Annotated in this window: 16 protein-coding genes; 5 read left to right on the top strand and 11 right to left on the bottom strand. The window is 73.0% G+C overall.

Translation table 11 applies throughout. The annotated features are described in order from the left end of the window. Positions 1 to 29: 29 nt before the first annotated feature. The 6 genes from ACQP03_RS14645 to ACQP03_RS14670 all read right to left on the bottom strand — a co-directional run bounded on the left by ACQP03_RS14645 (position 30) and on the right by ACQP03_RS14670 (position 6,220). Positions 30 to 821: a maleylpyruvate isomerase family mycothiol-dependent enzyme gene (locus ACQP03_RS14645; protein ID WP_357392778.1), complete on the bottom strand. Its 792-nt coding sequence runs from the start codon at positions 819 to 821 to the stop codon at positions 30 to 32. Between the two features lie 128 nt (positions 822 to 949). Then, positions 950 to 2,443, bottom strand: coding sequence for a DHA2 family efflux MFS transporter permease subunit (locus ACQP03_RS14650; RefSeq protein WP_357121518.1), 1,494 nt, complete (start codon positions 2,441 to 2,443; stop codon positions 950 to 952). A 33-nt stretch (positions 2,444 to 2,476) separates the two neighbouring features. Beyond that, positions 2,477 to 3,112 carry a TetR/AcrR family transcriptional regulator gene (locus tag ACQP03_RS14655; protein ID WP_433460988.1) on the bottom strand — a complete coding sequence of 212 codons (636 nt, stop codon included), beginning with the start codon at positions 3,110 to 3,112 and terminating at the stop codon, positions 2,477 to 2,479. 105 nt (positions 3,113 to 3,217) lie between these two features. Further along, entirely contained in the window at positions 3,218 to 3,880 is a 663-nt protein-coding gene (locus ACQP03_RS14660) for a Gmad2 immunoglobulin-like domain-containing protein (RefSeq protein ID WP_433460989.1), read from the bottom strand. Further along, complete coding sequence (locus ACQP03_RS14665; protein WP_433460990.1) at positions 3,877 to 5,526, bottom strand: sensor histidine kinase; 1,650 nt, start codon at positions 5,524 to 5,526, stop codon at positions 3,877 to 3,879. The genes ACQP03_RS14660 and ACQP03_RS14665 overlap by 4 nt, the downstream gene beginning before the upstream one ends. A gap of 13 nt (positions 5,527 to 5,539) precedes the next feature. Continuing rightward, entirely contained in the window at positions 5,540 to 6,220 is a 681-nt protein-coding gene (locus ACQP03_RS14670) for a response regulator transcription factor (protein WP_357121530.1), read from the bottom strand. Between the two features lie 159 nt (positions 6,221 to 6,379). On the opposite strand from ACQP03_RS14670, the gene ACQP03_RS14675 reads away from it, so the two are divergent. Next, positions 6,380 to 6,712, top strand: coding sequence for an L-rhamnose mutarotase (locus tag ACQP03_RS14675; RefSeq protein WP_357392783.1), 333 nt, complete (start codon positions 6,380 to 6,382; stop codon positions 6,710 to 6,712). Positions 6,713 to 6,777: 65 nt separating this feature from the next. Here ACQP03_RS14675 and ACQP03_RS14680 read toward each other — a convergent pair whose 3' ends face one another. Together ACQP03_RS14680 and ACQP03_RS14685 are read right to left on the bottom strand one after the other, a co-directional pair. After that, on the bottom strand, positions 6,778 to 7,695 hold the full coding sequence (locus ACQP03_RS14680; RefSeq protein ID WP_433460991.1) for an NADP-dependent oxidoreductase: 918 nt from the start codon (positions 7,693 to 7,695) through the stop codon (positions 6,778 to 6,780). 12 nt (positions 7,696 to 7,707) lie between these two features. After that, positions 7,708 to 8,346 carry an HD domain-containing protein gene (locus ACQP03_RS14685; RefSeq protein ID WP_357121539.1) on the bottom strand — a complete coding sequence of 213 codons (639 nt, stop codon included), beginning with the start codon at positions 8,344 to 8,346 and terminating at the stop codon, positions 7,708 to 7,710. A gap of 256 nt (positions 8,347 to 8,602) precedes the next feature. On the opposite strand from ACQP03_RS14685, the gene ACQP03_RS14690 reads away from it, so the two are divergent. Beyond that, positions 8,603 to 9,598 (top strand): GlxA family transcriptional regulator, encoded by a 996-nt coding sequence (locus ACQP03_RS14690; RefSeq protein ID WP_433460992.1) that lies wholly within the window; start codon positions 8,603 to 8,605, stop codon positions 9,596 to 9,598. Positions 9,599 to 9,646: 48 nt separating this feature from the next. Here the strand turns inward: ACQP03_RS14690 and ACQP03_RS14695 are convergent, their stop codons facing one another. Continuing rightward, entirely contained in the window at positions 9,647 to 10,240 is a 594-nt protein-coding gene (locus tag ACQP03_RS14695) for an AMIN-like domain-containing (lipo)protein (RefSeq protein ID WP_363661286.1), read from the bottom strand. 256 nt (positions 10,241 to 10,496) lie between these two features. Here ACQP03_RS14695 and ACQP03_RS14700 point away from each other — a divergent pair, with 256 nt between their 5' ends. Then, positions 10,497 to 11,150, top strand: coding sequence for a hypothetical protein (locus ACQP03_RS14700; protein WP_433460993.1), 654 nt, complete (start codon positions 10,497 to 10,499; stop codon positions 11,148 to 11,150). 9 nt (positions 11,151 to 11,159) lie between these two features. On the opposite strand, the gene ACQP03_RS14705 is transcribed toward ACQP03_RS14700, so the two are convergent. After that, positions 11,160 to 11,987 (bottom strand): DUF3152 domain-containing protein, encoded by an 828-nt coding sequence (locus ACQP03_RS14705; RefSeq protein WP_433460994.1) that lies wholly within the window; start codon positions 11,985 to 11,987, stop codon positions 11,160 to 11,162. Positions 11,988 to 12,127: 140 nt separating this feature from the next. Here ACQP03_RS14705 and ACQP03_RS14710 point away from each other — a divergent pair, with 140 nt between their 5' ends. After that, positions 12,128 to 12,628 carry a SigE family RNA polymerase sigma factor gene (locus tag ACQP03_RS14710; RefSeq protein ID WP_357121554.1) on the top strand — a complete coding sequence of 167 codons (501 nt, stop codon included), beginning with the start codon at positions 12,128 to 12,130 and terminating at the stop codon, positions 12,626 to 12,628. Further along, positions 12,625 to 13,386, top strand: coding sequence for a hypothetical protein (locus ACQP03_RS14715; RefSeq protein WP_363661283.1), 762 nt, complete (start codon positions 12,625 to 12,627; stop codon positions 13,384 to 13,386). Before ACQP03_RS14710 ends, ACQP03_RS14715 begins: the two co-directional genes overlap by 4 nt. Before the next feature lie 469 nt (positions 13,387 to 13,855). On the opposite strand, the gene ACQP03_RS14720 is transcribed toward ACQP03_RS14715, so the two are convergent. Then, positions 13,856 to 16,699 carry an ATP-binding protein gene (locus ACQP03_RS14720; protein ID WP_433460995.1) on the bottom strand — a complete coding sequence of 948 codons (2,844 nt, stop codon included), beginning with the start codon at positions 16,697 to 16,699 and terminating at the stop codon, positions 13,856 to 13,858. Positions 16,700 to 16,899 lie beyond the last annotated feature (200 nt).

Here is a 16,899-nt window from a genome sequence, read left to right on the forward strand (position 1 = left end):
GCCGGGAGCACCGGCCCGCGCGGACCTTTTCAGAAGCCGACGAAGACCCGGCGCAGGTCGTCCAGGGTCACCGGCCCGCTCACCCGCACGCCATCCGGGGTGTAACGCTGCCCGAGCCGGCCGACCACCAGCCGCAGCCACGCCTCGGCCGGCAGGGACAGCTCACCGTCGGGCTGCTCCGGCGCGTCGGTGAGCGTGATCTGCTCGCCCAGCCGCAGCCCGAACGTCCGTTCCGGGTCCCGCAGCCGTACCAGCAGGGTCGCCTCCCGGCCGGCCAGCTCCTTGGGCCGGCTGGTCCAGCTCAGCATGCCGCCGATCTGATCGAGGAGCAGCGGCACCGCCTCCGGCGTCACCGCCGCGAACGAATTGAACGCCACCTCGGCGTCCCACTGGTGCAGGGCGAACTCGCTGAGCCGGAACCGGGCGGCGGTGGCGACGTCGACCGGGTCGGGCAGGAAGCCGAGGTTGATCCGCAGCGTCTCGCGGGTCTCGGCGTCCAGCGCCTCGTACGCCTCGACCAGACGCTCGTTGGACGCCAGGAAACCGGCGGCGTGCTCCTCGGGGGACATGGCGTCCCAGCGCTGCCACACGCCGCGGTTGAAGTCGCCGTCCGGGGCGGGCGTGCCCTCGATGGAGGCGTTCAGCCCCGCGAGGCCGATCTCGGCGCCGCTGCCCAGGTGGCTGAGCACCTGGGAGACCTGCCATTCGCTGGCCCCGGAGGGCTGGCGCAGGTCGTCGTCCTTGAGGTCGCGCACGAGCGCGGCAAGCTCCTCGTGGCCCGCCCGTAGTGCGTGGATGATCTGGTCGGCAGCCGTGGACATGTGTCTCCTCAACGGATCTTCGACGATGGTCGGGACGCTACCGGACGATTCGCCCCGGTCGGACGCACCCGGTGTGCGCCGCCCGGCCCGTACCCCATCGGGCGCGGGCCGGGCGGCGTCGTTCGGGCTCAGCCCATGTGCACGGCGTTGCCGGCCGGGATGTCCTCCTTGCGCACCTTCACCAGCACCAGCGTGACCAGCCCGGCGAGCACGATCAGGACCGCGCCCCAGGCGAACGCGACGCGGTACCCGTGCACCAGCGCCTCCACCTGCGTCGCCGGGTTCGGCGCCCGGCCGACCAGGTACGCGGTGACCGCGCTGGTGTAGAAGGTGTTCAGCAGCGCGGTGCCGAGTGAGCCACCGACCTGCTGGGTGGCGTTGAGCGTCGCGCTGGCCGCGCCGGCGTCGTGCTCCGGCACCCCGACCAGCGCGAGGCTGGACAGCGGGACGAAGGTGAAGCCGAGCCCCAGACCCAGGACGACCTGGGCGGGCAGCAGGTGGGTGAGGAACGACGTGTCGACGTCGATCTGGGTCAGCACCAGCATGCCCGCGGCGGCGAGCACCGCACCGGCGACCATCAGCGGCTTGGCGCCCAGTCGCGGCATGAGCTGGCTGGCGCCGCCCGCGGCGATCAGCACACCGGCGGTGACCGGCAGCGACGCGAGGCCGGCCTCCAGGGGCTTGTACTGCAGGACCACCTGGAAGTAGAAGGTCAGGAAGAGGAACGCCCCGAACAGGCCCGCGCCGATCAGCGTCGAGGTGAGGTACGCCCCGCCCCGATTGCGGTCCAGGATGATCCGCAGCGGCAGCAGCGGGTGGTTGGTGCGCAGCTCGATCACCACGAAGGCGGCCAGCAGCACCACACCGGCGGCGATGAAGCCGAGCGTGGCGGTCGCGTCCCAACCGTCCTCGGCCGCCTTGGTGAAGCCGTAGACGAGGGAGACCAGACCGGCGGTGACGACGACCGCGCCGGGCACGTCGTAGCGGGTGTTGCCGTGCGCCCGGCTCTCCGGCACGAGCGGGAGGGCGAAGGCGATCGCGATGGCGGCGACCGGGATGTTGACCAGCAGGCACCAGCGCCAGTCGGCGTACTCGGTCAGCACCCCGCCGAGCAGCAGCCCGACCGCGGAGCCGCCACCGGCGATCGCGCCGTACACGGCGAACGCCTTGGCGCGCTCGGTGGCCTCGGTGAACAGCACTGTGAGCAGCGCCAGGGCGGCCGGCGCGAGCAGCGCGCCGAACGCGCCCTGCAACGCGCGGGCGGCGAAGAGCATCCCACCGGTGGTGGCGAGGCCGCCCAGCGCGGAGGCCAGCGCGAAGCCGGTCATGCCGACCAGGAAGGTGCGCTTACGCCCCCAGTAGTCGGCGATCCGGCCACCGAGCAGGAGCAGACCGCCGAAGGCCAGCGTGTAGGCGGTGATCACCCACTGCCGGTTCGCGTCGGTGATACCCAGGTCGGCCTGGGCCTGGGGGAGCGCGATGTTCACGATGGTGGCGTCGAGGACGACCATCAGCTGCGAGACCGCGATGACCCCCAGGGCGATCCAGCGCCGCGGGTGCGGGGCGCCTGTCGACGTCCCGGCGCCGGGGGCGCCGGGGGCGGTCGAGGTGGTTCCGGGCATGGTGAAGCCTTCCGTGGTGCGGATGTTGATGGATCAGGCCTGGGACGGGCGGTCGTGCCGGTAGGTCAGGACCGGGATCAGCACCTGGTCGACGACCTGGGTGAGGAACGCGTCGTCGGCGGGCAGACCGTGCGCGACCAGTCGGGACATGAGGAGCGCGGGCGCAAGATCGTGGAACAGGTCCCGTTCGCCGGCCTCCGGGGGGATCTCCCCACGGGCGGCGGCGCGGACGAGGACGGCGGTGCTGGCCACCCGACCGGCGGGCAGCACCTGGTGGCGTACCAGACGCTCCAGCTCCGGACTCGTCCGCATGGCGAAGGTCAGCGCCTGCATCAGGTCGCAGTCGGCGACACAGATGGCGGCGGTGGCGCGGAGCAGCTCGAGCAGGTCACCCCGCAGCGAGCCGGTGTCGGGTGGGTTGAGCACGCCGACCTGGCGGTCGCTCAGGGCGGCGACGACCAGCTCGGCCTTGCCGTCCCACCGTCGGTAGATGGTGGCCTTGCTCACGTGGGCGCGGGCGGCCACGGCGTCGATGGTCATCCGGTCGAAGCCGACCTCGCGCAGCAGGTCGATCACCACGCTGAACAGGTCGGTGCTCGTGCACCGGGCCGACCGGGCGGCCGGCACGCCGACGCCCGCGCTCACCTGCTGACCCTCCAGCACTGGCACCCCCCGTGAAACGATGTCGTACTGACCCTAGTTCGCTCGGAGCCCTTCCTGCAGGCTTTTATGAGGTGCGTCGCATCGGGCGAGCGAAACGGTCACGTTTCGCGCTCAGCTGTCGGGCGGCGCGAGGAGCACCGGCACGGCCACGGCGTTGATCCGGGTGCCGTCCCGGGCCGACACCTCGTACACCTCGATCGTGCCGTGCTGCTCCCTGTTCGTACGCCAGTTCACCACCACCCGGTAGTCGCCCCGGCAGCCACTGCCGCAGCTCGCCGTGCCGAAGGCGGCGGCCACCTGGCGGCCGGCGTCGTCCAGCACCCGGACGCTCACCGTGGCCTCGAACACGTCCGCCGTGCCGCTGACGGTGAGCGGGGCGGTGACCCGCTCGCCGACGCTCGGCCCGGTGACCACGATCGGCGCGAGCAGGCCCGGATAGTCGGCCCGACCGACCGGTGCGCCCCCGGGAAAGCGGACCCGCCGGACGGTGGGGAACTGGGTGAGCGTCCACACCACCTGCGCCTCGCGCAGCCGCCGACGGTCCGCCGGGTCGTCGGCGGACGGGACGGGGCCGAGTGTCGCCACCCCGTCGACGATCCGGGTGACCTCGACGCCGGCCGGCAGCAGGGTCACCATCCCCGTGGCGGCCTCGGCCGGAGTCGGCCCGGCGGACAGCTCACTCAGGGCGAGCCGGGACGTCGCGACGGTGGCCGGTCGGGTGCGCCGGGTGGGCACGAGCCGCCCGGAGCGGACGTACCACAGCTCGATCGTCACCGGGTCCGGCCGGCGGGTCCCGGTGACCGCCGGCGTCGACGGACGCGGCGGGGTGCCGGTGGTCGGCGGCGCCGAAGCGGCCGGCGCGGTCGTGGCGGGCGCGACGGTCGGTGGGAAGGTGGTGGGCGGCGGCCCCGGCGGCGCCGTGCCCAGGACGCCGGAGCGGGGGTGCCGCACCCGCTCAGGACGAGCGCGGCGACCAGCGCCAATCCTGCCGCGCGGGACCCGTCACGGCCGCTCATCCCGCACCCCTCCCGCGCGGCACCGTCGGGATCCCGCGCGGGCAGTTCCAGGCGGAACCGCGTGCCGACGCCCGGCGCGCTGCGCACACTCAGCACCCCGCCCAGCACCGCCGCGTGTTCCCGGGCGATCGCCAGACCGAGGCCGCTGCCCGGGGCCGAGCGCGCGGCGTCGACCTTGTGGAACCGGTCGAACACCAACGGCAGGTGCGCGACCGGGATGCCGGGCCCCTGGTCGGCCACCTCGAACACGACGCCTCGGCCCGCCGCGCGCACGCTCGCGGAGATCTCACCGCCGCCATGCTCGACCGCGTTGGCGACCAGGTTGGCCAGGACCCGCTCCAGGTGGCGAGGGTCGGTGCGCAGCGCCACGGGATCGCCGGTGACCAGCACCCGGTCCGACCAGCCGCGCGCCGCGACGATCGCGCGAAACAGCGCCAGCGCGTCCACCGGCTCGACGCTCGGGCGGTCCCGCCCGGCGTCCAGCCGCGAGATCTCCATCAGGTCCTCGATCAGGCGGCGCAGCCGGACCACGTCCCCGACCAGCAGCCGCGCGGCCGGCCGGGCGTCGTCCGGCAGCCGGTCCAGCTGCTCGCGCAGCAGCGAGGCCGCCGCCACCAGGGCGGTCACCGGGGTACGCAGCTCGTGCGCGACGTCGGCGGTGAACCGCCGCTCCCGGGCCTGCGCGGCGGACAGGGCGGCGATCTTCGCCTCCAGCGCCTCGGCCATCTCGTTGAACGACGCCGCCCACGCGCTGAACTCGTCCCGACCGCGTACCGGCAGACGGGTGGCGAGCAGCCCCTCGGTGAGCGCCCGGGCGGCGCGGCTGGCCCGGCCCACCGGCTCCAGGGTGCGGCGGGCCAGGAGGTTGCCCACCGCGGCGGCGACCAGGACGACGACCATCCAGCCGGCCAGCAGCGCGGCGTACACCTGGTTCAGGTCGGCCGCGACGTCGTCCTCCACCGTGATCACGTACAGCTCAGCGGTCGAACCGGGGACACGCCCACCCACCACCAGCAGACGGGGGCGCTGCGCCGACGTCGACCGCTGGTACGCGAGCTGCCCGTCCGCGACCGACGCCCGCAGGCGCGTGCCCAGGGCAGGGGCGTACCCGGGATGGGAGGGACGAATGACGCCGTCGACGAGGACCACATGCCGACCGCTGCCCTCGAAGCTGGTGAGCAGCTCGGCGTCGCGCTGTTCGGTCAACGGCGGGAACTGTCCGGCGAGCACGAGCTGGTAACGGGCGTCGGCGGCGGCCTGACGCAGCGACGCGTCCCACCAGGACTGCCGCAGCAGCAGCCCGGTCCCGCCGGCGAGCAGTCCGGCGGACACTCCGGCGACCAGCACGAACGCGATCGTCAGTCGGCGCCGCAGCCGGCCGGGCGGCACCGGGCGTACGGCCATCGCCGACCTCCCGTCAACCGGCGGACAGTTTGTAGCCCGCGCCGCGTACCGTGCGGATGCGCCGCGGGTGCGCCGGATCGTCCTCGACCTTCGCGCGCAGCCTCTGCACCGCCACGTCGACGAGCCGTGAGTCGCCCAGGAAGCGGTGGTTCCAGACCAGGTCCAGCAACAGTTCCCGGGTGAAGACCTGGCCGGGACGTCGGGCCAGCTCCAGCAGGAGCCGGAACTCGGTCGCGGTCAGCTCCACCTCCCGGCCGTCGCGGCGTACCACGAATGCGCCCGGGTCGATCTCCAGGTCGCCCACGGCGATGGTGCGCGACGGCGTCGGCGCGCTCACCCGCCGCAGCACCGAGCGGACCCGGGCCACCAGCTCCGGCAGGTCGAAGGGCTTGCGCAGGTAGTCGTCCGCGCCGCACTCCAGACCGACCACCACGTCGAGCGTGTCGGTGCGCGCGGTCAGCATGAGGATCGGCACCTGGCTCGTCCGCCGGATCTCCCGGCACACCTCCAGACCGTCCAGTTCGGGCAGCATGACGTCGAGCACGATCAGGTCGACCGGGTGCGCTCGCCAGGTCACGAGCGCCTGTCGTCCGTCGGTGGCGGTGTCGACCCGGAAGCCGGCGCGGCGCAGACCGAGGGCGGTGACCTCCCGAATGGAGACGTCGTCCTCGACCACCAGTACGCGGCCCTCCATCAGTCGAGGGTAGACCCGTGACCACTGTGCGTAACCCTGGCGGAACGGTCGTCATCGGCGGCCGGTCGGGTCCTCATCCCGGCGTCGTCACCGCTACGGTCAGGTGCCTCCGGGCATCCCCCTCACACGAAAGGGCACGACGTGCAACGTCATGGCTGCGTGATCCGACTCCGCCCCGAGCAGCGGGAGACCTACCTGCGGTTACACGCCGCCGTCTGGCCGAGCGTCGAGCAGACGCTGCGCGAGGCGAACTTCCGCAACTACACGATCTTCCTCCACGACGACCTGCTCTTCGGTTACTACGAGTACGTCGGCGACGACTACGAGGCCGACCTGCGGCTGATCGCCGCGGACCCGCAGACGCAGGAGTGGTGGAAGCTGACCGACCCGTGCCAGGAGTCGCTGGCCGAGCCCGGCTCGGGGGACTGGTGGGCCCCGATGCGCGAGGTCTGGCACCTGGCCGACGAGGCCCCGCAGGGCTCCGCAGGCTAGCCGTCTCACGGTCGGCGCCGGCCGGCTCCCGCCTCGACCTCGGCGGGCGCCGGCCCGGATCCCGGTCAGTCCGCGATCTTGATGATTGTCTTCCCCGCTGTGCGCTGGCGTCGGGCGAACGCCGAGGCCGTCTCGTCGAGCGGCCGTACCGCGCCCACGATGGGCCTGAGCCGTCCGGTGCGGACGCGTTCGGCGAGGTCGACCAGCCGGGCACGGTCCGGTTCGACGACGAAGAAGACGGCTCGCCCGTCCCTGGGCTGGACCTCGGGCGGCGCGGCGATGGTCACGACGGTGCCGCCGGGGCGGACCAGCTCGGTCGACCGTCGCAGGATGTCGCCACCGATGACGTCGAGCACCACGTCCACCTCGCCGACCTGTCGCAGGTCGTCGGCGTCCAGGTCGACGAACGCCTGCGCGCCGAGAGAGAGCACGACGGTCCGGTCGGCGGCGCGACCGGTGCCGATCACGCGGGCGCCCACCTCCCGCCCGAGTTGGACGGCGATCGAGCCGACACCTCCGGCGGCGCCGTGCACGAGGACGGTCTGGCCGGCCGTGAGGTGGGCGTGGTCGAACAGCCCCTGCCAGGCGGTCAGTCCGGAGATCGGTAGCGCCGCAGCCACCGGGTGGTCGACGTCGGCCGCCAGCGGGGCGAGGTTCCGCGCCTCCACCGCCGTGTACTCGGCGAGGGATCCGTCGCGGGCCCAGTCGGTCAGGCCGAACACCCGCTGACCCACGGTGAGGCCGGTGGTGCCGTAGCCGAGGTCGGCCACGACACCCGAGAGCTCGTGCCCGGGGATGGTGGGCGTCCGGTCACGCCCCGCGCGGTCGGTCCACGTCGTCGGCCAGTCGAGCTCGCCGGGTGTGAAGCCGGCGGCGTGGACGCGCACGATGACGTCGTTCTCCGCGGCGTGGGGGTACGGCATGTCGGTCAGGGTGAGTCCCTGCACCCCGGCGTCACGGTCGCGTACGGTGATGGCTTTCATGCTCGTTGCCTTTCAGCTCGGCCAGGGTGCGCCGACGATGCGCTCGACCGTCGTCACACGCCGGAAGCCGGGAACGAAGTGTTCGAGATAATCGGAGTTGACGGTGCCGATCGTGGTTTCGGGTCGATTCTTCAGCCCGTCGACCGTGGTGCGCAGGAATTCGTTCTTGAAATCCCCGCGCGGATGGACGGCGAGGATTTCCGCCAACTGGTCGGTGTCCAGCCCGTCCAGGCCCAGGCCGAGAACGTCGGTCAGCACACCGAGGTAGGTGGTCGCGATCTCGGGACCCAACCGGTCGGGAATACCCGGCGTGGTGTGCAGGGCGATCGCCGTCCAGACGGTCTCGGCGGCGGTCGTGGGGAACCCCCGGTCCAACAGGAACCGGCGCGCATGGTCGGCGCCGTCGACCTCGAAGCGCTGCTGGAGGTCCGAGAACGGCGTCCCGAGCCCGGCGTCGTGGAACATGGCCGCCAGGTAGAGCAGCTCCGGGTCCGGTTCGACACCCAGCCGTCGGGCGTGGATCAGGCCGAAGAGGAAAACCCGACGTGAGTGGTGGTAGATGAGCGGCCCGGTCGTCTCCTGAATGTGCCGGGTCGCCTCGGCGACCGCCGTTGACCGCGGAATCTCGAATCCCGCGATGACCTCTGCCATTTACCTTTCACCTTCCCGACGAGGTGAGCCGAGTGCTGATGACCCCATGGTGCCCACCGGTCGTCGTGGCCCGCCGCCCTCGTCGAGCCAGGAACCCCTCATATCTGGACAGCGGCTGGTCGCCGAGACCTCGTTCGTTTCCGCTGGCGGCGTGCTACCAATGCATCGTGTCCACGCCGCCCGTCCGCCACCCCGGTAACCGTCGACACCCACCGCGCCGGGTGCGGCAAGGCGCGACGGCGCAGGGCCGGAGACCGTGAACGGCCGCCCGCATCGCGTCGCGATCTTCGTGTACGACGGGGTGACGCTGCTGGACGTCGCGGGTCCGGCCGAGGTGTTCAAGGAGGCGAACCGGTTCGGCGCCGCCTACCGGATCGTTCTGCTCTCGCCGACCGGTGCGGACGTCACGTCGAGCCTCGGCGTTCGGATGGCGGTCGACGGCGCGGTCTCCGCCGCGACGCCGGGCATCGACACGCTGCTGGTGGCCGGCTCCGACCGGTATCCCCGCGCCCGCGTCCCCGTCGACCTGGCGGACGCGGCCCGCCTGCCGGCCGCCGCGGCCGGACGGGTCGCGTCGATCTGCACCGGAGCGTTCGTCCTCGCCGCCGCCGGCCTCCTCGACGGTAAGCGCGCCACCACGCACTGGCAGGTCGCGCACGAGCTGGCCGCCTGGTGTCCCACCTGCCGCGTCGAACCCGACGCGATCTACGTGCGCGACGGCGCGACCTACACCTCGGCGGGCGTGACCGCCGGCATCGACCTGGCGCTCGCTCTCGTCGAGGAGGACCACGGGCCCGACCTGGCGCGCGACGTGGCCCGCGCTCTGGTGGTGTACATGCAGCGTGCCGGCGGTCAGTCCCAGTTCTCCGCGCCGTTGCAGGGGCCCGCGCCCCGGTCGCCGGCCCTGCGCAGGATCGCCGACGTGGTGACGGCGAACCCCCGCGCCGACCATTCGCTCACCGAACTCGCGAAACACCTCAACGTGAGCACTCGGCAGCTCACCCGGCTGTTCCATGACGAGTTGTCCACGACACCGGCCCGCTACGTCGAGAACATTCGATTCGACCTGGCGCGGGCGCTGCTGGACCAGAACCACACCGCGACGCAGGCCGCGACGCTCGCCGGGTTCCCCAGCTACGAGAGCATGCGGCGGGTCTTCGCCCGGAAGCTGTCGATCAGCCCCGCCGCGTACCAACGGCGGTTCCGTACGACCCGCCGCGTCGAGCCGGACGAAGGTCCGTCACCGCCCTGAGGCACGGCCGCCCGGGTCCGACCGTGCCGGGCCGGTGTACGGCGGCGGTCACCACTGGTGGGCGACGTCGAGCACGATCCGGCTGTGGGCGCCCGGACCGGCCAGCACGACGGCGCGGAACGGCAGCCGGGCCCGTACGCCGACGGCGAAGGTGGTGTAGCCCTCGAAGCTGCCGCCGAACACCACGTCGCGCAGCGTCGGGTAGCGCAGCAGGTTCGTGACGTGCGTGCCGACCGGGTACGGCACCGTGCCTAGGTGGTCGGCGTCGTACGCCGGGGCCCGCAGCGAAACCCGCAGCAGCGCGCCTCCGGCGGTGTACGGCGACAGCGCGAGCCCCTCGCCCTCGGTCCAGGTCTCGCCGTAGCCGATCGTGTACCCGTCGACCGGGCCGGCGAACTCGAACACCACCCGGTCGTAGCAGTCGTGCCGGCCCGTCCGGACGTCGACCAGGGGAGCGTCGCTCAGCGCGCCGGCCGACTTCTCCCCGCTGCCCCAGGTGATCCCGCAGTACGCCGCCTCGGTGGCGGCGCGTGCCGAGCCGGTGCCCGTCGCGCTGCTGGTGCCGGCCGCGCTGCTGCCCGCCGTGGCGAGCACTCCGGCGAGGACGACCGCCGTCGCGGTCAACGCGCTCCTGATCCTCATCGTGGTTCTCCGTTCGGTGTCCCGGGGTCACGTCGCGGCGGCTCTGCCGGTGGCCCTCAGTCGTCACCGTCGTCCCGCCCCGACACGGGCACCTCGCCGTCGGGTAACCGCCGCGTAACAGCCGACGCCCCGACCGCAATCGACGTCAGCCGCGTCGCGTTGCGTCCTGACGTGGCTCGGCGTGGCGTGGCGTGGCACCCCACGGCATCCCACCTTGCGATACGGTGCCTCGCATCGGCACATCGGAGGTGGATGGATGCCTGCCGTCGTCGTCCTCGCGTTGACCCTCGCCCTCGCGCCCGCGCCCACGCCGTCGGTCTCCGCCACACCCGGTCCGCTCGGCGAACTGGTCGGCGGTGTCGGCCGGATCGTCGGCGACCTGCTGGGCCGCGGCGGTACGCCCACACCGATCCCGACGCCGAGCGCCACCCGCGGCCCGACCTCCGGGCCGAGCCGACCACCGGCGACCGCGCCGTCCGGCCCGTCGACGCCCGGCGCGACCCCCGGGCCCGTCGAGTCGTCGGCCGGTGCGCGGGCGACGGTTCCGCCCGATCGCCCCGACAAGCGGGCGGGCGCCGCCGGACGCGACCCGGTCGTGCCCGTGCGGGGCGGTGACACCCCGGCGCCGATCGTCGCGCCGGCCATCGCCGACCCCGTCCGCGATGGCTGGCCGCCCGTGTCCTATCTGCTGGTGGCGGCGGTCCTGGTCGGGCTGGCGCTGCTGCTGCTGCGCCGCCGTGGCAGTGCCGGTCCCTCGGCCGTTCCGGCACCGACTCCCGACCCGACGCCACCTCCCGATCCCGACCCCGGGCCGGACAACGTCCGCCGCCTGCCGACCAGCCTCAACGCCATCTATGAGCTGGGTCGGCTGGACGAGCGACTTGAGCAGGAGCGCCGCCGCCGACCCTGAGCGGCGGTTTCAGTGCTTCGGGTACGCGCCCTCGCGCCGGGGGATCGCGTCGTCGTACGCCCCGGACGGGCCGTGGTAGCGGGTCGTGCCGTTCGGGTACGGCCACGCGTTGGCACGGCAACCGTGCAGGCCCAACGTCTGCTGCTGCATCACCGGCGCCGGCCGGCCCGATCCCGGGCAGCGTTCGTGGCCGAACCCGAGCCGGTGCCCCACCTCGTGGTTGACCATGTACTGCCGGTAGGTGGTCAGGCTCGCGCCGTAGTCCGGCACGCTCGACACCCAGCGCGCCACGTTCAGCACCACCTTGTCGCCGCTGCGGCAGGACGTGTAGCCGTCCGGCACGTCCTGGCAGAGAGTGTCGCGGGTGCCGGGGGTCGCCAGGTAGATGGTGAAGTCCGCCGGATCGCCGGCACCCACCCGCCGCAGCCGCCAGTCCCCGCCCGCCGTCCATCCGCGCGGGTCGTTCAACGTCGCGGTGATCGCGGTGGCGATGTCACCCGCCGCGAGACCATGGATGTCGCGTTCCACGGCGACCCGGTAGCGCAGCAGAGTGCCGCTCTCCGCGCCGCCACGCGTCGTCTCGGCGGCGGCCATCGTCCAGCGGTTCCCGCCGGTGGCGGGATAGCTGACCGGGTGGTTGGGCGTGCTACGGGTGCCGAGGACGCCGACGCCGGTTGGCCGGTGCGACGCCGCCGCGTGGTCATCGGGTCGCGGTCCGGTACCGGGGTCTCCGGCGGGCTGCCCGGCCGCTGGCCCTGTGCATCCGGTGAGCAGCGCCACCGCCAGCAGTGACGCCGCCGAGGCCAGATGCCACCGGCGGGTACCCTTCGTCGACATGTCTCTCCCCTCGCGCGTCGCCTGAAGGCGCGCACACAGGAGAAGACGGGTCATGGCGACAAAAAGTTGAAGTGATCCGGATCTCAACCTTCCGGCGGCCGCACCCGTCTGAGGTGATGTGGCACGGGGGAGGGTTCGCGGTGGCGCGGGGTGACGCGGAGTTCGTCGAGTTCGCGCGGGCGGCGTCCGCGCGGCTGGTGCACGCCGCGTTCCTGATGACCGGCGATCACCACCAGGCCGAGGACGCCGCACAGACCGCGCTGGTCCGCACGTACGCGTCGTGGTCGCGGATCCACGACGACGACGCCTACGGGTACGCGCGTCGCACGTTGGTCAATCACCTGGTGGACCGGTGGCGACGGCCGATGCGGGAGTACCCGACCGACGAGGTGCCGGAGCAGCGACGCGGTGACGTGGCCGACGACGTGGCGACCCGGCGCTGGTTGGTCGCCATCCTCGGCGTGCTGAGCCCTCGGGAACGGGCCATCGTCGTGCTGCGGTACTACTTCGACCTGCCGGAGGCGCAGGTGGCCCGAGAACTCGCCGTGTCCGTGGGCACCGTCAAGAGCACCAGCTCACGGGCCCTGGAGAAGTTGCGCACCGCCGCACCGCGCACCACCGACGAGGGGGCGCGCCGATGAGCGAGCTGGATCGGCTCCGGGACGCCATGCGGGCGACCGAACGCCCCGACGCCGTGATCGACCTGGCCCGGGTGATGCGTGACGGGCGACGGTTGCGGACCCGTCGGCGGGTCACCGGGGCGGCTGCGGCGACGCTCGCGGCCGGGCTGGTCGCCGTGACCGCGGTGACGGTCGACCCGAGCGGTTCGCGCGATCCCGCGCCGGCCGGGCCCGCGTCTCCGGTCGCCGTGGCCTCGCCCCCGGCCGGTGTCACGCCGACGGCGGCGGCGATGTCAGACGAGTCGACGCCACCGCCCACGCAGGCTCGTGGCGTGCCGCATCCGAAGCCCCTGGGCCAGGTGATCGACACCGGAATAGGGCACGGCACCGACCGGCGGGTCTACTTCTTCGTGGCGGTGACGGTCCCGGGGGCGCCCAGGGTGACCATCGGTTTGGCCGCCGGTCGTCGTGCCGTGGACGGCACGGTGAGCACGGACATCCTGGTCAACGACGTCGAGGGCGCCGACCGCAGCCTGGGGTTCCACCAGATCGGGTACGACGAGAGCGCGTCGACCCCGGCGGTGCCCACCTTCGGCTACTTCGTCGGTCCGGCGGCGCGGATCATCGGCACGGTCGACGGTCGGCAGGTCGACGCCACGCTGGCGCGATGGAGTCTCGACAAGCAGGTCGTGATCTTCTGGTTCGATCCGGCCACCCTCGCGCCGGGGGAGCGGTTGGACGGCATCGTCGCCCGCGACGGCGCGGGCCACCGACTCTGATCCCTGGGACAGCGCTGGCCCGTGGTGGGTAGCTCCTGCTCGATCACGGTCTTCGGGCGGCAGCTGTGCGGTGCGCCTTGACGACGGCGATGGCCCAACTCAGCCATGTCGCAACCAGCGTCCCAGCACTGGGCGCATCCGCTTCTGACGCGGTGCGGGCTGGACCCAGGGCTCAGCTGCTCAAACACGCTCTGAATGTGGCTCGGGTCGGTGTCCCTAAACCCGGCAAGTCCCGGACCCCAGTCCGAACGCCACCACAACTCCCGCCCCCACCCCGTCGATCATGGAGTCGTGGTGGGGACGAAGGGTGTGAGCGAATGCATAACGCCCACCATAAGTCCATGATCGACGCGGGCGTGGGGGTGGCGTAGGGGCGGGCGCGGGCGCGGGGGCGGGGTGGGAATCGGTACCTTGTTTTGGCCTAGTTCAGGGCCTTTGGCTAGTCCTCAGCCGAGCTGGTCGCCGTGGCTCAGGTCAGCCGGCGTTCGATGGTCACGGTTGTTCCCTCGCCGGTGGAGACCAGCCGTACGTCGCCGTAGGCGTTCATCAGTAGCGCGCCACGCCCCCGGTCCATGGCCGGTCGACGGTCCCGCCAGGTGCCGAAGTCGCGTACCGAGATCCGGACCAGCGCGTCACCCACCTGGAGCCGGACCCGCACCTCGGGGCGGCTGGGTCGTTGCGCGTGTTCGACGGCGTTGTTCATCGCCTCGGAGGCGGCGAGCAGCAGATCCTCCGCCACCTCCCCGTCGACGTCGAGGTCGTCCAACGCCAGCCGGACGTCCCGTCGCATGGCCGCCGCGGAGGTGGGCACCGACGGGTACGTCCACTGCTCGTCCAGCCGGTCGCCGAGCCCGTCCTCGTCGGGCCTGGCGATCGCCGACGCGCGGGTCGGGTCGCCGACGCGGTCCACGGGTGACGCGCCCCCTGCCGGTGCGGCCTCGACCGGTGCGGGCTGGTCACCGGGGGGTCCGGTCCGGGCCCTGGTCTCCGTGGCCGTGCCGACGGGTTGCGTCGATGTCGGGGTGCTGACGGCTGTCGGTGCGGGGCTGTCGTGGTCGGACGCGCCGCTGCGCGCGCGGCGGATGGCGGTCCGGATCCGGGCGATCAGCTCGGCGGCGGCGAACGGCTTCACCAGGTAGTCGTCGGCGCCCAGGCTCAGACCTGCCACGCTGGCCTCCTCGCCCGCTCGCGCGGAGAGCACGAGCACCGGCAGCGACCGGGTCGCGGGGTCCGCGCGCAACCGGCGGACCAGGTCGAAGCCGTCCAGCACGGGCATCATCACGTCGGTGAGCACCAGGTCCGGTGGGTCCCGGTGGATCGCGTCGAGGGCCTGCCGGCCGTCGGTGACCGACCGCACCCGCCAGCCTTGCGCGGCGAGCAGCCGACTCAGGTACGCGCGCATGTCGCTGTTGTCGTCGGCGAGCAGGATCCGTGCGCCGGCCAGCTCGTCGGCGGCCGGACCGGGCGCCGTGGCGGGCTCGGCGACGTCTCCGGCCGGGTCGGTCAGCCAGCCCGTCGCCTCCTGGACGGCGGCGCGTGCCGCGTCGCCCCGCCCTTCGGGGGACGGACCGGTCGCCGCCGCGCGCCGTGCCGCCGACCAGGGCAGGGCCACGGTGAAGGTGGTGCCGACGCCCACCTGACTGGTCACCCGCACCTCGCCGCCCTCCAGCCGGGCCAGCTCGTTGACCAGGGCCAGGCCGATTCCGGTGCCCTCGTGGCTGCGCGACCGCGCGCCCTGCACCCGGTGGAAGCGTTCGAAGAGCTTCGGCAGCTCCGCCTCGGCGATCCCGATGCCGGTGTCGGCGACGGTCAGGCGTACCTCGTCGTGGTCGGCGTCCACGGCGACGCGGATGCCACCGATGAACGTGTACTTCAGGGCGTTGGACAGCAGGTTGGTGACGACGCGTTCCCAGTTGACCGGGTCGACGGTGACCGGGTGGGGCAGCGGCGGGCAGTCGACGTCCAGGGTCAGCCCGGCCCGCTCGACGGCGGCGCGGAAGACGCTGGCCAGTTCGGCGGTGAGCGCCGGCAGGTCTACCTCGTGGGCGTCGCTGCAAGCCCGGCCGGCCTCCAGGCTGGAGAAGGTGAGCAGGCTGTTGACCAGTGTCAACAGGCGGGTCGCGCTGCGCCAGGCGGTCTCGACCCGCTCCCGCTGCGGTGGCGTCAGGGGCGCGGCGGTGTCGGCGAGGGCGTCGGCCAACGGCCCGAGCATGAGGGTCAACGGGGTACGGAACTCGTGGCTGACGTTGGTGAAGAAGGTGGTCTTCACCCGGTCCAGCTCGGCCAGCGTCTCGGCCCGACGTCGCTCCCGCTCGTACTCCTGGGCGTTGCGCACCGCCGTCGAGACCTGCTGCGTCAACAGTTGGTAGAACGAGCGGTACGCCTCGTCCAGCGAGCGGTTGGGGCTGACGCCGACCAGCAGGACGCCGAGCGGCTGGTCGTCGGCACCCGCCGGCAGCGGCAGCGCGAGCGCGGCGCGGGCCGGATCGCCCCACGGACCGGCGGGCAGCGACAGCCGCTCGTCGAGGCCGGTCACGTCGGTGGGCCGCCCCGCCGCCGCGTCCGGTAGCCCCCAGGCGCGGGCCGTCGGGCCCGGGTCGGCCAGGTCGACGACGGTCGGCAGCGATCCGGTGGTGGTCGCGTCGCGCGGGCCGCCGCCCGCGTGGGCGATCCGCCGCAGGGTTCCACCGTCGCGCAGGTAGATCGCGGCGAACGGTACGTCCAGTGGGTGGCCGCCGATCGCGTCGATCAGCCGCGCGCAGGTCGCGTCCACGTCGACGGTGCGCCCGTCGCCGCGCAGGGACAGGTCGCGCAGCAGCCGCAGTCGCCGTTCGCCGACGACCTGTTCGGTGACCTCGCTGCACACCGTCAGCACACCCACGGTGCGGCCGTCGTCGTCGCGGGCCGGGGCGTGCGAGACGCTGAAGTAGGCCTCCTCGCGGTAGCCGGCGCGCTCCAGCAGAAGCTGGAGGGCGGGTACCCAACTGGCCACCCCGGTCGCCATGGCCTGCTCGATCAGGGGGGCGAGGACGTCCCAGCCCTCGGCCAGGGTCACCCGCACGTCGTCGCCCAGCGCGCCGGGGTGCTTGTCGCCGATCAACGCCGAGTACGCGTCGTTGTAGAGCTGCGAGAGGCGGTCGCCCCAGAGCAGCAGCATCGGGTAGCGGGAGGAGAGCACCATCCGTACGGCGGAGCGCAGGCTCTGCGGCCAGTCGGAAACCGCGCCGAGCGGTGTGTCGGCCCAGTCCAGCTCCGCCATCAGCTGTCCGGTGGCCCCGCCGTCGTCGAACAGGTCGCTGCGGGGTCGTGTCACGCTCGACCCGGCCTCATCGCTAGCCCCCCGTTCCGGGCCCGACGACCCCTGCTGGCGTTACCTACCCATCCTGGCACCTCTACTCACCTGTGCCGACGCCGGTACCCACCGTCTAACGGGCGGGGGTTCGGGACGAACGTCCGATGTCACAGACATAGATATCTGTAAGTGTCTCGGTTATCTCTCCGACCCCGAGGAGC

Source organism: Micromonospora sp. CA-248212 (assembly GCF_050948405.1).
Taxonomy (GTDB): Bacteria; Actinomycetota; Actinomycetes; order Mycobacteriales; family Micromonosporaceae; genus Micromonospora.

Coding starts and splice junctions, on each gene's coding strand:
- ACQP03_RS14645 (WP_357392778.1), bottom strand. CDS start 821: ATGTCCACGGCTGCCGACCAGATCATCCACGCACTACGGGCGGGCCAC.
- ACQP03_RS14650 (WP_357121518.1), bottom strand. CDS start 2,443: ATGCCCGGAACCACCTCGACCGCCCCCGGCGCCCCCGGCGCCGGGACG.
- ACQP03_RS14665 (WP_433460990.1), bottom strand. CDS start 5,526: ATGGCCGTACGCCCGGTGCCGCCCGGCCGGCTGCGGCGCCGACTGACG.
- ACQP03_RS14670 (WP_357121530.1), bottom strand. CDS start 6,220: ATGGAGGGCCGCGTACTGGTGGTCGAGGACGACGTCTCCATTCGGGAG.
- ACQP03_RS14680 (WP_433460991.1), bottom strand. CDS start 7,695: ATGAAAGCCATCACCGTACGCGACCGTGACGCCGGGGTGCAGGGACTC.
- ACQP03_RS14685 (WP_357121539.1), bottom strand. CDS start 8,346: ATGGCAGAGGTCATCGCGGGATTCGAGATTCCGCGGTCAACGGCGGTC.
- ACQP03_RS14695 (WP_363661286.1), bottom strand. CDS start 10,240: ATGAGGATCAGGAGCGCGTTGACCGCGACGGCGGTCGTCCTCGCCGGA.
- ACQP03_RS14700 (WP_433460993.1), top strand. CDS start 10,497: ATGCCTGCCGTCGTCGTCCTCGCGTTGACCCTCGCCCTCGCGCCCGCG.
- ACQP03_RS14705 (WP_433460994.1), bottom strand. CDS start 11,987: ATGTCGACGAAGGGTACCCGCCGGTGGCATCTGGCCTCGGCGGCGTCA.
- ACQP03_RS14715 (WP_363661283.1), top strand. CDS start 12,625: ATGAGCGAGCTGGATCGGCTCCGGGACGCCATGCGGGCGACCGAACGC.